Origin of the sequence: Mycobacterium sp. 20KCMC460 (assembly GCF_022179425.1) — a bacterium.
Lineage (GTDB): Bacteria > Actinomycetota > Actinomycetes > Mycobacteriales > Mycobacteriaceae > Mycobacterium > Mycobacterium kiyosense.
This window is the reverse complement of the sequence record NZ_AP025524.1, coordinates 5,442,059-5,455,198: the sequence shown is the minus strand read 5'-3', so window position 1 is coordinate 5,455,198 and position 13,140 is coordinate 5,442,059. Positions and strand designations below refer to the sequence as shown.

The window sequence follows — 13,140 nt, the reverse complement described above, 5'->3', positions numbered from 1 at the left end:
TGTTTGCTAGATGATTTCGACTTTGCTGGCCAGCCAGCGACCGTCAACGAGCTGCATGGTCATCATGACCCGGTTGCGGTCGATGCGCGGGCTGGGACGCACGGCGTTGGTGACCGATTGGTCGACGAAAAGCAGCACCTCGACTTTGGTCTTGGTCGCCGACTTGATCGCCGAGTCGACGACGATGCCTTTGCCCGCCGCGCCGTTGTCGATCAGGATCTGACGCAGCTGCGCGGACCCCTGGCTGTATTGGTCCTTGAATTCCCCGGTGGCCCCGTCGAGTGCCTGTCGGTAGTTCTTGTCGATGTCTTTCGAGTCGAGAGTGGTCAAGATGACGGCGTAGTTGCGCGCGGCCTCCATCGCCGCCTGACCGGCCGCGGTGGTCTCGTCGATCTGCTTGACCCGCCAGCCCAGATATCCCGCGCACCCCAGGGCCGCGACCAGCAGGGCGCCGACCATGACGGCGACGACGCGCCGGCGCCGACGTCCGGGCGGCTTGGTGCCGGCGGTTTCGCCGGTCTGATCGGCTTCCTCGGCTTTGTCGGCGCCGTCGGTTTCCTCGGTTTCCTCGGCGCCGTCGGCTTCGCACGCCTGGGCGTCGTCGGCGTCGGCAACGTCCTCGGTGGCCTCAGCGTCGTCAGCGGCGTCAGCGTCCGCGGCGGCCGCTACGGCGGGTGATGTGCTGTCCGGATCGTCCCGATCGTCCGGCTCAGCGAGATCGACCGGCCCGGCCGGATCGTCCAGCTCGGCGAGCTGGTGGAAAACGCTTTTGGTTGAGGTTTGCTTACGCACCGCGGCTCCAGGTGGGCTCTAGTTCGGTATCCAGGGCGGCATGGCCGGCCCCCCGAATGTGGTGGGCAAGGTGTACGGCGGGTACACGGGTGTGGCGTCGGTCGTTGCGTTCGGGTCGTATCCCGGCGGCGGCCCGGCGGTGTCGTCACCGGGCGGGCGGGGCGCGTTGCGGGCGCCCCGGACCAGCACCGACGGGTCGGGGTTGTTGCAGTACGTGTAGCGGTACGGTTCGGGGAAGTCGGGTAGCGACAGCACCCCGGCGGGCAGGTTGTAGTCGCAGCTGTACTTGGGGTAGATGTCCCCGATCAGCCAGAGCCCGTTGTCGTGCGCAACGCTGGTGAGCCGCTCGAGCAGGGACTCGTGGTCGGGGCGCCACAGATCCTGCAGCGCGGGGACTCGGACGTAGAGCAACTGCGAAAGAGTGGTCAGGTTGCCCAGCAACTGAACTACGTTCTGGCGGTTGTCGCCGATCAGGTTGTCGACGTCGGCCAGTTGGGATGCTCCCCGGTCGACGAGCGTCCGGAACCCGCCATCCATCTTGTTCACGCCGCCCAGGACGTTTTGCAGGTCGACCGACGTTCCCCGCAGACCCGGCGAAACGTCGCCGAAGGTGCCGAACACCGTCTGGGTGTTGCGTAACAGGCTGACGGTCTGCGGGAGCACGCCGCCGAGGGTGGACGACAAGAAGATGGAGCCGTCGAAGATCGCCGCCAGCTTCTTCGGCCCGTCGGGGCTGACCCGCAGTTCGCCGAAGAGAGCCCGGAGCTGCGTGGTGTTCAGTTGGGCCAGCGCGCCGCGGCTGTCGTCGATGATGTGCGGCAGCGACACCGGGATCGTGGTCTGCCCTTCGCCGATCAACGTGCCGTCGGTCAGATACGGTCCGCCACCGTGTTCGGGGCGGAAGTCCAGGTATTGCTCACCTGCGGCCGACAGGCCCGATACCCGCACCCGGGTATCCCGCGGGATTCGGGTGGCGCGGTCGAGGGACACCACCGCCTCCACCCCGTGTTCGGTGAGGTTGATCGCGGTTACGCGGCCGATCGGGATGCCGCGCAGGGTGACGTCCTGGTTGACGAGCAGACCGCCGGACTCCCGCAGCGACACCCGCACAGACATCTTCCTGCTGACCGGGTTGACCCCCAAGCTGCCTAGCGTGATGTAGGCAAGGGCGATCACGGTGATCACCGCGAGACCGATGACGGACATCACGATGCGGCGGTTGGCCACCGCTTTGATCAGGTCGACCCCGTGTCGAGCGGACCATTCCACCGGGTTGGGCGACGCGGTCATCGCTGCGACCCATAGATCTTGTCCAACAACAGGTTCCACTCGTACCGAATGCTGCCGATCATCAGGTGCCAGTCGGTGCCGTCGGACCAATGGAAGCCGGGATCACCGGGATAGTTCAGATCGGGCCAAGGCGCCAACGCCAGCTTCGCGATCTGGGCGTCGACGTGTAGCGCAGGCGAGTTGAAGGAGTGCATCAACACCCCGATCAGCCGGTTGAATGGATACAACGACAGATTCGGGTCGATGGCGATGTCGTTGAAGGAGCCTGCCAGGGCGTTCAGGTCGGCGACCGTGCTGCGCGTGTCAGTGCCCTGGATGGACGGGAACCGGGACAGCTGGCGGGTGATGCGTGCCATGCCGTCGGCCAGGTCGGCTATCCGCGTGGTGTTGTCGGCGATGACGGCCAGCGCCGGCGCACCGGCGACCAGCGACGCGTCGATGGTCGGCCGGCGCGCTGACACGGTGGCCGCCAGCTCGGATGTCCGGCGTAGCGCGGTATCCAGCTGAGCCGAGCGTGCCGTCAGCCGGGACAGCAGCGTCTTGCTCTCGTCCAGCAGCAGGCGGACCTTCTCGCCGCGGCCGCCCACGGCCCTGCCCGCGCCGTTGGCGATCGCCATCAGGTGCCGGGCCGAGCCCCCGTTGACCAGCAGCGCCATCGAAGTGAGCAGGTCTTCCACCGTCGGGGCGGCGCTGGTGGACGTCAGTCCGATGGTGTCGCCGTCGCGTAGCCGGGCGGCGGTTGCCCCCTGGTCCGGGCCGGGCCTGATCTGCAGGAACACGTCGCCGAGCGGGGTGGCCTGGCGCAGTTCGGCGGTGGCGCCGACATACAGGGGGACGTCGGCGTGGATTCGCGCGCGCACCCGCGCGGTGAAGTCCTGGGCGTCGATTGATTCGACTTCGCCGACATCGGCCCCCAACAGCCGCACCTTCGCCTTGGCCGGCAAGTTCAGCGCGTTGGAGAAGACCACCGTCAGTCGATAGCTGCTGCCGCGACCCGTCGGGGCGGGCAATGGCAGTGCAGACAGATCGAGGCCGCACCCGGCCAACAGCGTGACCAGCACGAAAAGTAGGCCAAATCGGCAGCCGCGGCGAACTCCCAGTGCGTATTTCATGGCGTACCACTGATCCCGTCGCCCATCAGGTCGAGCATTTTGCCCAGGCCGAAATCCGGTGCGTAATCTCGCAGCGTTCCGGTGGCGCAGCCCAGCTGTTTGAGCCCCAGCAGGTTGCAGAGCTCTTTACCGAACTGACCGTTGAGTACCAGCTTGTCGGCCAGCACGTGCACGCGGGCGCTGCCGGCGACGGGGTCGAGGATGTTGTAGAGGTTGTCGACGGTCAGCGGCGCGACATCGAGGGTTTCCGCCAGCTCCCGCTGGTTATCGTCGATCGTCCCGGTGATGGCCCGCAGGTCGGCGAACGTGTGCGTGAGCTCTTCGCGGTGTCCCTCGAGCAGTCGGGCGGCTTCGGCGAGGATCTCGTTGAGCTTCGCCCCGGTGGTGCCCGAGCCGAGGCTCTCGTCGGCCAGAATCGAGCTGAGTTGGTGCAGGTTGGATCCGAATTCGCGAATTGCGGCATCGTTCTTGGCCGCCGCTTGAGCCAAGTCGGAAATGCTGTTGACGATCGCCTGAATGTCTTTCTTGCTGTGCGCACCCTTGTCGCTGCCCACCCGCAGCGCCTGTGACAACTTCGCGAGGGTGGCTTTGATGTTGGCCCCGTTGCCGGAGGTGATCTGGGATCCGAGGTTGACCAGGTCCCCGAGCGCACCCTGACCGTTGTCATCAGCGCGCAGCGCCTTGCCCAGTTTGTCGATCATCGCGAGTGTCCGGTCGATTTCGACCGGGGTTCGGGTGCGCCCCAGACCCAGCACGTCGCCGTTCTTCAGCTTCGGCCCGCCCCGGTAGGGCGGCGTGAGCTCGACATGGCGGTCGGTCAGCAGCGAGTTCGACAGCGTCACAGCCTGCACGTCGGCCGGAATGTCAATGCTCGGATCGATCTCCAGCTCGACCTGCACGTAGCTGTCCTTGGCCGCGATGCCGGTCACCTTGCCCACCGCCATACCCAAGACCGAGACGTCGTTGCCGACGTATAACCCGACGGTGTCTTCGAAGTGTGCGGTCACCTTCATCTTCGGGTGCGTCAGGCGCGGAATCACAGCGATCGCCAGGGCGCCGACGAGCACCACGGCAGCCACCGTGGCGGCGACGATGATCTTGACCCGGCGGCTCATTGGCAGTCCTTGAAGTACTCGACCAGGTTGAACTGTCTCGCCCGCCCGCTGATCGCGCACATCCAGGAGTCGACGAGCACACCGGCTGGGAGATTGAGGTCGAGGTAGTTGCCGTTGCCGGTGGTGTTGGCCAGGTTGCGGACGGTGATCGGCATCGACTGCAAGATGTTGCGGACCAGGGCGTCGTGGCTGTTGATCATCGCGGTGAACTCCCGCGCATTGGCGAGCAGCTTGTTGAGTTCCGGTTCGTCGGCCAGGATCGTCTTTGCCCGGTCGACGAGTGTGGTGGCGCTGGCGAACAGTCGCTGCACGGCCGCACGCCGCGTGGCGATTTCGGCCAGCAGGTCACGGCCCTGCAGCACCAGCACCCCGAGATCGGCCTTTTGGTTTCGCAGCATCGTCGTCAGCGTCTCGGTGTTGGACAGCAGGGTGCCCAGTTGATCGCGCCGATCGGAGATGACGGTGGCCAGCGACTGCAGGTTTTCCAGCGCCTCCGGTAGGGCGTCGGGCAGTCCCTGCAGGTTCTGGGTGAGCGATCGCACCGATTCGACGACGCGGTCGGCGTCCACGGCTTCGAAGGTGCTGGTGGCGCCGGCGAGGGTCCGTTGCAGATCGAAGGGAACTTCGGTGTTGGCCAACCTGATGGTTCGGTCCTTCAGCTCGCCGCTGCCGGCCGGGGTCAGGGCGAGGTAGCGCGACCCCAGGATGGTGGTCATATTGATGCTGGCCTGCGTGTCGGCACCCAGATGTGTGCCGTTTTTGACGTTGAACGTGACCACCACGTGGTCGCCGGCGAGTTTGACGCCCTCGACGGTGCCGACCTGGATACCTGCGATGGTGACCTGGTTGCCCTTGTTGATCTGAGCGGACTGGGCGAACTCACCTTGGTAGCGGGTCGTGCCCACATTGAGGCTGCCGAACAACACCACCCCGCCCAGCAGCAGAGCGATGACGGTTAGCCCGATCATTCCCAGCCAGGTCTTGTTGTAGGACTCGATGGGTCGCTTGAGTCGTTTGAGTAGCTTGCGCAGCTGAGGTCGGTTGAACATCGCGGTTACCTGCATACCGGTGAGTGCTTGATCTTGTTGAGGTAACCCGGGGTGACGCCATCGCCCGGGGTGGCCGACGCTACGAACGCGCGGAACCAGTGGAACAGGCCGCGCCACAGGCTGAAGTCGATGTCGCACGCGTAGCCGTTGATGTAGCTGCCCGCCTGGGTGCCGCGGGCGAGCGCCTTGAGCATGGCAGGGATGTTGGCTGCCATGTAGGACAACCGCTGATGCCCTTCGTGCAGGCCGTAATCGAGTAGACCGGGTTCGCGGCTGACGAATTGCTGCAAGTCGGGGGTGATGTTGTTGACGATCGTCGCCAGCCGGCCAACCGTGAAATTGACCGATCCCACTGATACGACCAGTTCCTGGCGGCGGGCCGCCAATTCCGCCATCACACCGCGGGATTCGCGGATCATCGTCTGCAGGTTGGTGTTCTGTGCGGCCAGACTGTCCGTGAGAGTGTTGAGGTTGCCGATCAGATCACCGAGGACCTCATCGGGTCCGGCCAGTGTTTCGGCCAGCGTCGAGGTCTGGGTGGTCAACACCAGAATCGAGCTGGAATCCCCCTGGAACGCTTGGATGATGGCGTTGGTCAGGTTGTCCACCTGCTGAGGATCCAACTGGGTGAACAGCGGCTCGAACCCGTTGAGCACGTAGGTGATGTTGAGCGACGGGTTGGTGCGCTCCCGGGGTATCTGGCCGCCGTCCTTCAGCGGCAGGTGGTTACTGCCCGGACCGGGCGACAGCCCCAGGTAGCGCTGTCCGATGATGTTCTGGTAAGTCACCGACGCGATCGTGTCGGAATACAGGACCTGGTTGCGCTGCACCCGGAAGGTGACCTTGGCCAGGTTGCCGTCCAGCAGGTCGAGCTTGTCCACTCGGCCGACCCGGACCCCGGCCACCCGGACGTCATCGCCGACTTTCAGTCCGGAGACATCGGTGAAAATCGCCGAGTAGGTGTTCGTTTCACCGGAGACCTCGCGCCGCATGGTGCCGAACACCATCCAGGTGACGGTCACGGCGAAGATCAGGAAGATCACGGTTCCGATGAATGGCTTGCGGTAACTCATTGGCCGCCTCGCAGATCCGACGTGATGTGGACGGTCGAGTCGCGCGCCACCGGGCCCAACAACAGCACGACGGTCGAATTCGCCGGTCCGCCGCCCACGATGCGGCCGAGTTGATCCTTCTCTTCGTGGCTGCCGACCGGACCGACATTGCCGCCGATGACCGCGCCCGGCAGCATCGCCCCTTCCGCGGGAAATCCCGGCGCCGGGGCGGCCGGGACGCCGGGGGCGGCTGGGGCGGCCGGGGCTTCGGTGGCCGGCGACCCGGGACCGCCGCCCAACTGTGCGGAACCGGGTGGGAAGGGCGGTAACTGACGGGGTCCCGGTGCAGGTGGCACCGGCCCTTGCGGATCGTCCGGCATGGAGTGTCGCGGCGGGGTCACGTTGGGGCGGTTCTCGGTCACCCCGGGCGGGAGAGTAACGCCCTGCGACCCCAACGCCGGAGACAGGTCCGGAGCCGTCGGGACTTCCGGCGCGGTCTGGCAGCTGGGGCCGGCCAGCGCCCCGTAACGGGGGCAGTCGGCGCGGACGTAGCGCCGGCTCGGGGTGAGCGCGACGACGGCCTTGATGGTCAGCCGGTTGCCGTCCGGATCCCAGCCTTCGTCGTACAGCTTGTTCGCGAACACCTTCATCCGGGTGGCTATGCCGTGGAAGTCGCGGGCGTGCTCGCCGAGCACACCGAGGGCAGGTGTCAGCTCGGTGCTGATGGTGATCAGCCGGTCGGTCTGATGATCGAAGGAATCGCCCAGTGTGCCGACGGTGCCCAGACCCCCGGACAGGAAATCGGTCAATTGCACCCGCTTCTCGGCGAAGGTCCGCATCGGCCGAATCGAGCTGTCCAGCGCGTCGAAGAGTTCGGGCGAGGCACGGCGCAGGCCTGCCGCGGCCGCGGTCAGCGCCGACAGCGTGGACGGCCCGCTGGCATCGGCGCTGACCACCGTGTTCAGCTCCGCCAGAATCTGGTTCAGGTCGCGTCCGGCGTCGGTCAGCTGCTGGCCGCGGCCGCGGGTCGCCTCACTGAGTGCTTCCAGAACCCCGATGGTGTGGTCGTTGCGATCGCGCGCGACGTCGAACAGCAGGTCGTGGAGTTTTGCCAAGACGTTCTGGAACAACACCGTGGGCAGTGACTTGTCCTCGCGCACCACCGAGCCGTTGCGCAGCGATGCCGAGCCCTTCCCGTTGTCGATCAATTGCACCGCCGACACCGCGAACAGGTTGGCCGGCACCACCCGTGCGGTGACGGTGTTGGGGATCCCGGCGGCGTATCCGGGCTTCAGGTCGACATGGACGATATTGGGCTGTCCGTTGCGGGACGGGGAAATGCTGGACACCATCCCGACCAGCACCCCGCGGAACTTCACATCCGAACGCTCCGGCAGACCGTCGCCGATATTGACCAACTCGATGTTGACGCGCACCAGTTTGTCGAATGTGCCTTTCGATTTGGCGACCATGGCCGCCGCGATCAGGAGCGTGACAATCGTCAAACACACGCCCACGAAGACAAGGCTCCGGTTGGACGGGCTGCGGGGGTCGAAATCGTATGAATTCGGCATCGCTACCCGCCGAACCTCGCCCCGGACTCAACACCCCACAGCGCCATGGTCAGCAGCATGTTCGCGATGATCACGACGGTCAGACTCGATCGCATGGCCCGCCCCGCGGCTATCCCGACCCCGGCGGGACCGCCGCTGGCGAAAAAGCCGTAATAGCACTGCATCGTCGAGGAGATGAAGACGAAAATTACGGCCTTGATGGTCGCGTACACCACATCGCGGCCGCTGAGGCCCACGGAGAAATAATGCAGATACGACCCGGGGGCCTGACCGTTGGCCATGCTGACCAGCTGGCTGGTCAAGTAGGTCAAACCCAGGGCGGTCAGGAATAACGGGATGACCGCGATGACGGACGCCGTGACCCGGGTGACCACCAGGTAGGCCACGGAATTGATGCCGAGCACCTCGAGTGCGTCGATTTCGTCGTTGATTCGCATCGCGCCCAGTTGCGCGGTGAACCGGCATCCCGCCTGGGCGATGAACGCCATCGCGATCATCACCGGCGCCAGTTCGCGCGTCGTGGCGAACGACGAGATCAGGCCCGTCGCCGGGCCGAGGCCCAGCAGATTCAGCGCGTTGTAGCCCTCGACGGCCACCAGCGCGCCGGCCGTGATCCCCAGTACCGCTGCGACGTTGACGGTGCCGCCGCCGACGACGATCGATCCGTTCCCCCAGGAGATGTCGGCCAGCAGTCGCAGCATTTCCCGCCGGAAGTCGCGCAGCATGCCCGGGATCGAGGCGACGATCTTGCCGAAGAAATAAACCATGTGGCCGGCCCGGCCCACCCCATGGCCCATGGCGCCGGCAGCCTTGATCAGCTGAACACGGCTCGGATTTTTGAACGCCGCGGGGGCAGCCATGTTAGATGGTCTGCCGCGGGAAGATGAGCAGCCACATTTGGCTCATCAGCACGTTGACGATCATCAGCAGCAGCACGGATTCGACCACCGCTGCGTTCACCGAGTTCGCCACGCCGGCGGGGCCGCCGCGCGTATCGAGGCCCTTCTCACAGGCCACGATCGCCACGATCACGCCGTAGACCACCGCTTTCAACATTGCCAACACCAGGTCGTCGACGGTGGCGAACGAGGAGAACGTGGCGATGAACGATCCCGGAGCGCCGTTCTGCATATAAACGTTGAACACGTAGCCCGCGAGGTAGCCGACAAACATCGTCGTACCCGTCAACGCAATCCCGATCAGGATGACCGCCGCCAGTCGGGGAACCACCATGCGCTGCAGCGGGGAGACTCCCATCACCTCCATCGCCGCGATTTCCTCGCGCATTGTCCGGGCGCCCAGGTCCGCGCAGACCGCCGAGCCCACCGCCGCCGCCATGATCAGCGCCGCCACCAGCGGCGCCCCCTGCCGGATGATCACCAGCCCATCGGCGGCGCCGGACAGCGAGGCGGCGCCGACCTGTCCGGCCAGCAAACTGAACTGGATGGACAAGGTGACGCCGATCGGGATGGTCACCAAAACGGTGGGGGTGAACGCCGTGCTGGTCATGAACCAGGTCTGCTCGATGAACTCCCCGAACATGAACTTACGGGTCACCAGGCCGACGAACAGGTACTGGATGGCCCGCACCCCCAGCACGAACTGCTTACCGACTGTGTTCAGCGATAAGAGCGGGTGATTGCGCACATAGCGGCGAAACCAGTCGATGACTTCGCCGATGGCCGAACGCTCGACAGCTCGCGCGGGCGGATCGACGGCAGCGGTCAAGTCACCTCCCCCCGACCAGGTGGAACCAGGATTAACTTGCGTGCAGACCATAGCAGTCGGGCCAGCTTGCGGCCAGCATTTTGCGGCAGGAGTTTGCCGGACCATGGCGGCGTCGAACTCGGGCGTCGCACGGCGGCTGATCGCAGGGATCCGCTCAGCCTTTCCGGCGTGTGACGATGCGGGCGGCTCACGCCTCGAACCGGTAGCCCATCCCGGACTCGGTCAGCAGATGCTTGGGATGGGACGGATCGTCCTCGAGCTTGCGCCGCAGCTGCGCCAAATACACACGCAGATAATGGGTTTCGGTCGCATACGCCGGACCCCACACCTCCTTGAGCAACTCCTCGCGGCCCACCAGCTTGCCCCGATTGCGCACCAGCACGTCGAGCATGCCCCACTCGGTGGGCGTGAGATGCACCTCGGCGCCGTTCTTGGTCACCTTCTTGGCGGCCAGATCCACTGTGAACGAATCCGTTTCGACGACCGGCTGCTCCACCTCCAACGCGGTGGTGCTGCGGCGCACCGCCGCCCGAAGCCGGGCCAGGAATTCGTCCATCCCGAAGGGTTTGGTGACGTAGTCGTCGGCTCCGGCGTCCAGAGCCTGCACCTTGTCCGACGCGTCGGTGCGCGCCGACAGCACGATGACAGGTGCGCTGAGCCAGCCGCGCAACCCGCCCAGCACTTCGATGCCTGAGATGTCGGGCAAGCCGAGGTCCAGGATCACCACGTCCGGGGGATGTTCGGCGGCGGCGCGCAACGCTCCGGCGCCGGTCGACGCGGTCACCACCTCGTAGCCGCGCACCGACAGGTTGATCCGCAGCGCACGCAGGATGTGCGGTTCGTCGTCGATCACCAGTACGCGAGTCAACGGACGTCCTTCGGCGGCGCAGGTAGATCCACCGTCACCGTCAGCCCGCCGCCCGGGGTGTCGCCGGCAGCGATCACGCCGCCCATGGCCTCGACGAAGCCGCGTGCCACCGACATGCCCAGGCCCACCCCGGTGCTGTTGTCGTGATCGCCGAGGCGCTGAAAGGCGCCGAAGATCTCCTCTTCGGTGCCCGGCGGGATGCCCGGGCCCTCGTCGATGACGTTGATGAGCACTCGATCCCCGACCCGACCGGCGTTGACCCGGACCACGGAGCCCGGCGCGTAGCGCAGCGCGTTGTCGATCAGGTTGGCCAGCACGCGCTCCAGCAACCCGGCGTCGGCCAGCACCACCGCGTCGCCGACGTCGACCTTGACGCGGTCGATCGCGGATCGGACGAATCCGGTTGCGCCCCTGCTGATGCTGACCAGCGCACGCTGTACCACCTCTTCCAGATACACGCGGTTCAGGTCGGGGCGCACCACGCCGGCGGCCAGTCGCGACGAGTCGAGCAGGTTGCCCACCAGGGCGGTGAGCTGGTCGATGGATTCCTCGATGGTGGCCAGCAATTCGGCGGTGTCCTCGGGGGAGAAGGCGACATCACCGGCGCGCAGGCTGGACACCGCGACCTTGGCCGCCGCCAGGGGGGTGCGCAGATCGTGGCTCACGGCCGACAGCAGGGATCGCCTGAGGTCGTCGGCGCGCACGATGGCCTCGGCGCGGCTGGCCTCTTCGGTGAGTTCGCGCTGCCGGACCAGGCCGGCGGCCTGTTTGGCGACCGCACCGAGCACCCGCCGATCTCGCACCGAGAGTTTGCGGCCGGCCAGCAGCATCCAGAATTCGTCGTCGCCCACCTCGATCGCGGTGTCGGCGGAATCGACTGTGGTACAGGGATTCTCACCGACCGCCGCGACGACCCGGCTCTGGCCGCCCTGCTCGCGCAACATGGCGACCGCGCGCTGCGCATATGTCTCACGCACCCGCTCCAATAACGTCTGAGGATCCGCACCGCGCAGCACCGAACCGGCGAACAGCGTCAACAACTCGGCTTCCTGCGAGGCCAGCCGGGCCTCGCGGGCGCGTTTGGCCGCGCCGTCGACCAGAACGGCCACCGCCACCGCGATCATCAGCAGCACCAGTTCGGTGATCGCGCTGTTGGGTTCGGAGATGGTGAAGCTGTGCCGGGGTGCGATGAGAAAGTAATTCAGCAGCAACCCGGACAGGACCGCCGAAAGTATCGCCGGCGCAACACCTCCCAGCAGACCTACCAGCAGCACCCCGATGAAGAACAGGGCGCTCTCGCCGCCGTTGTTCAGGAACCGGTCCAGTTCGCTGACGGTGACCACACAGATCATCGACGGGATGACAACGGCGGCCAGCCAGGACGCGACGCGCCGGGTCGGCGGTGCGATCGGTGCGGTGCGCACCCCGCGCCGGGACTCCTCGTGCGTGACGAGATGCACATCGATCTTGCCGGAGTGCTCCACGATGGATGGGCCGATGCCCTCGTCGAAGATGCGTGCCCAGCGGGGACGTCTCGAGGTTCCGATCACCAACTGAGTTGCGTTGATCTGTCGGGCGAAATCGAGCAGCGCCGAGGGCACGTCGTCACCGAGCACGGTATGCAGCGAGGCGTCCAGACTGTTGGCCAGCTCGCGCAGTTTGCCCATCCGGCCTTCGGAGAGGCCGACCAGACCGTCGCCGCGCAGCACATGCACCACCATCAATTCGGCGCTGGACTTGGAGGCGATCCGCGACGCGCGCCGCACCAACGTCTCGGACTCGGGACCGCCCGTAACCGCCACCACGACGCGCTCGCGCGCCTCCCAGATGTCGGTGATCTTGTTCTCCGCCCGGTATTTCGCCAACGCGGTGTCGACCTGGTCGGCCAGCCATAGCAACGCCAATTCCCTTAGGGCGGTGAGGTTTCCGCGGCGGAAATAGTTGGACAGCGCGGCGTCGATGCGTTCGGACGTGTACACATTTCCGTGGGACAACCTGCGCCGCAGGGCTTCCGGCGTGATATCGATCAGCTCGACCTGCGCGGCCTGGCGCACGATGGAGTCCGGGATGGTTTCCTTCTGCTCGATGCCGGTGATCTCGGCGACAACGTCGTTCAGGCTTTCCAGGTGCTGAATGTTGACCGTGGAGATCACGGCGATGCCGGCGTCGAGCAACTCTTCGACGTCCTGCCAGCGCTTGGGGTTCTTGCTACCGGGGGTGTTGGTGTGCGCGAGTTCGTCGACCAGGACCACCTGCGGACGGCGGGCGAGCACCGCGGGAACATCCAGTTCCGGGAAGCTGGTACCGCGGTATTCGATGTAGCGCGGCGGGATGACCTCGATACCGCGCAGCATTTCGGCGGTTTTCGCCCGGCCGTGTGTCTCGACCACGGCGGCCACCACGTCGGTGCCGCGTTCCAGGCGCCGGTGCGCCTCGCCGAGCATCGCGAAGGTCTTGCCGACCCCCGGTGCCGCGCCGAGATAGATGCGCAGCTCGCCGCGTTTGGCCCGGGGGTCGCTGGCGCTCACGTCAACCATCATCCCTCCCGCGGGGCTGGTTC

The 13,140-nt window shown here is 66.0% G+C and carries 11 protein-coding genes; all 11 read right to left on the bottom strand.

Going from position 1 to position 13,140, the window contains the following annotated elements:
• Nucleotides 1-6 precede the first annotated feature (6 nt).
• Nucleotides 7-792: an Mce protein gene (locus tag MKCMC460_RS25055; protein ID WP_236977746.1), complete on the bottom strand. Its 786-nt coding sequence runs from the start codon at nucleotides 790-792 to the stop codon at nucleotides 7-9.
• 18 nt (nucleotides 793-810) lie between these two features.
• Entirely contained in the window at nucleotides 811-2,082 is a 1,272-nt protein-coding gene (locus MKCMC460_RS25050) for an MlaD family protein (protein ID WP_238304990.1), read from the bottom strand.
• Nucleotides 2,079-3,194 carry an MlaD family protein gene (locus MKCMC460_RS25045; RefSeq protein WP_236977744.1) on the bottom strand — a complete coding sequence of 372 codons (1,116 nt, stop codon included), beginning with the start codon at nucleotides 3,192-3,194 and terminating at the stop codon, nucleotides 2,079-2,081. The genes MKCMC460_RS25050 and MKCMC460_RS25045 overlap by 4 nt, the downstream gene beginning before the upstream one ends.
• Nucleotides 3,191-4,309 (bottom strand): MCE family protein, encoded by a 1,119-nt coding sequence (locus MKCMC460_RS25040; RefSeq protein WP_236977742.1) that lies wholly within the window; start codon nucleotides 4,307-4,309, stop codon nucleotides 3,191-3,193. The genes MKCMC460_RS25045 and MKCMC460_RS25040 overlap by 4 nt, the downstream gene beginning before the upstream one ends.
• The gene (locus MKCMC460_RS25035; protein WP_238304989.1) at nucleotides 4,306-5,358 is read right to left on the bottom strand and encodes an MCE family protein; all 1,053 of its coding nucleotides are present in this window, start codon (nucleotides 5,356-5,358) and stop codon (nucleotides 4,306-4,308) included. Before MKCMC460_RS25035 ends, MKCMC460_RS25040 begins: the two co-directional genes overlap by 4 nt.
• A 5-nt stretch (nucleotides 5,359-5,363) precedes the next feature.
• Nucleotides 5,364-6,431 carry an MlaD family protein gene (locus MKCMC460_RS25030; RefSeq protein ID WP_238304988.1) on the bottom strand — a complete coding sequence of 356 codons (1,068 nt, stop codon included), beginning with the start codon at nucleotides 6,429-6,431 and terminating at the stop codon, nucleotides 5,364-5,366.
• Entirely contained in the window at nucleotides 6,428-7,984 is a 1,557-nt protein-coding gene (locus MKCMC460_RS25025; RefSeq protein WP_370653012.1) for an MCE family protein, read from the bottom strand. The genes MKCMC460_RS25030 and MKCMC460_RS25025 overlap by 4 nt, the downstream gene beginning before the upstream one ends.
• Before the next feature lie 2 nt (nucleotides 7,985-7,986).
• Nucleotides 7,987-8,844: an ABC transporter permease gene (locus tag MKCMC460_RS25020; protein WP_370653011.1), complete on the bottom strand. Its 858-nt coding sequence runs from the start codon at nucleotides 8,842-8,844 to the stop codon at nucleotides 7,987-7,989.
• 1 nt (nucleotide 8,845) lies between these two features.
• Nucleotides 8,846-9,712, bottom strand: a complete 867-nt coding sequence (locus tag MKCMC460_RS25015; protein WP_370653009.1) for an MlaE family ABC transporter permease — start codon at nucleotides 9,710-9,712, stop codon at nucleotides 8,846-8,848.
• A gap of 187 nt (nucleotides 9,713-9,899) precedes the next feature.
• Nucleotides 9,900-10,580: a response regulator gene (locus tag MKCMC460_RS25010; protein ID WP_236977738.1), complete on the bottom strand. Its 681-nt coding sequence runs from the start codon at nucleotides 10,578-10,580 to the stop codon at nucleotides 9,900-9,902.
• Nucleotides 10,577-13,120 (bottom strand): sensor histidine kinase KdpD, encoded by a 2,544-nt coding sequence (locus tag MKCMC460_RS25005; RefSeq protein ID WP_238304987.1) that lies wholly within the window; start codon nucleotides 13,118-13,120, stop codon nucleotides 10,577-10,579. Before MKCMC460_RS25005 ends, MKCMC460_RS25010 begins: the two co-directional genes overlap by 4 nt.
• Nucleotides 13,121-13,140: the final 20 nt, after the last annotated feature.

What these genes read in the sequence shown, in the direction of transcription:
- MKCMC460_RS25030 (WP_238304988.1), bottom strand. Translation starts at nt 6,431, where the DNA reads ATGAGTTACCGCAAGCCATTCATCGGAACCGTGATCTTCCTGATCTTC.
- MKCMC460_RS25045 (WP_236977744.1), bottom strand. Translation starts at nt 3,194, where the DNA reads ATGAAATACGCACTGGGAGTTCGCCGCGGCTGCCGATTTGGCCTACTT.
- MKCMC460_RS25005 (WP_238304987.1), bottom strand. Translation starts at nt 13,120, where the DNA reads ATGATGGTTGACGTGAGCGCCAGCGACCCCCGGGCCAAACGCGGCGAG.
- MKCMC460_RS25040 (WP_236977742.1), bottom strand. Translation starts at nt 4,309, where the DNA reads ATGAGCCGCCGGGTCAAGATCATCGTCGCCGCCACGGTGGCTGCCGTG.
- MKCMC460_RS25035 (WP_238304989.1), bottom strand. Translation starts at nt 5,358, where the DNA reads ATGTTCAACCGACCTCAGCTGCGCAAGCTACTCAAACGACTCAAGCGA.
- MKCMC460_RS25050 (WP_238304990.1), bottom strand. Translation starts at nt 2,082, where the DNA reads ATGACCGCGTCGCCCAACCCGGTGGAATGGTCCGCTCGACACGGGGTC.
- MKCMC460_RS25020 (WP_370653011.1), bottom strand. Translation starts at nt 8,844, where the DNA reads ATGGCTGCCCCCGCGGCGTTCAAAAATCCGAGCCGTGTTCAGCTGATC.
- MKCMC460_RS25025 (WP_370653012.1), bottom strand. Translation starts at nt 7,984, where the DNA reads ATGCCGAATTCATACGATTTCGACCCCCGCAGCCCGTCCAACCGGAGC.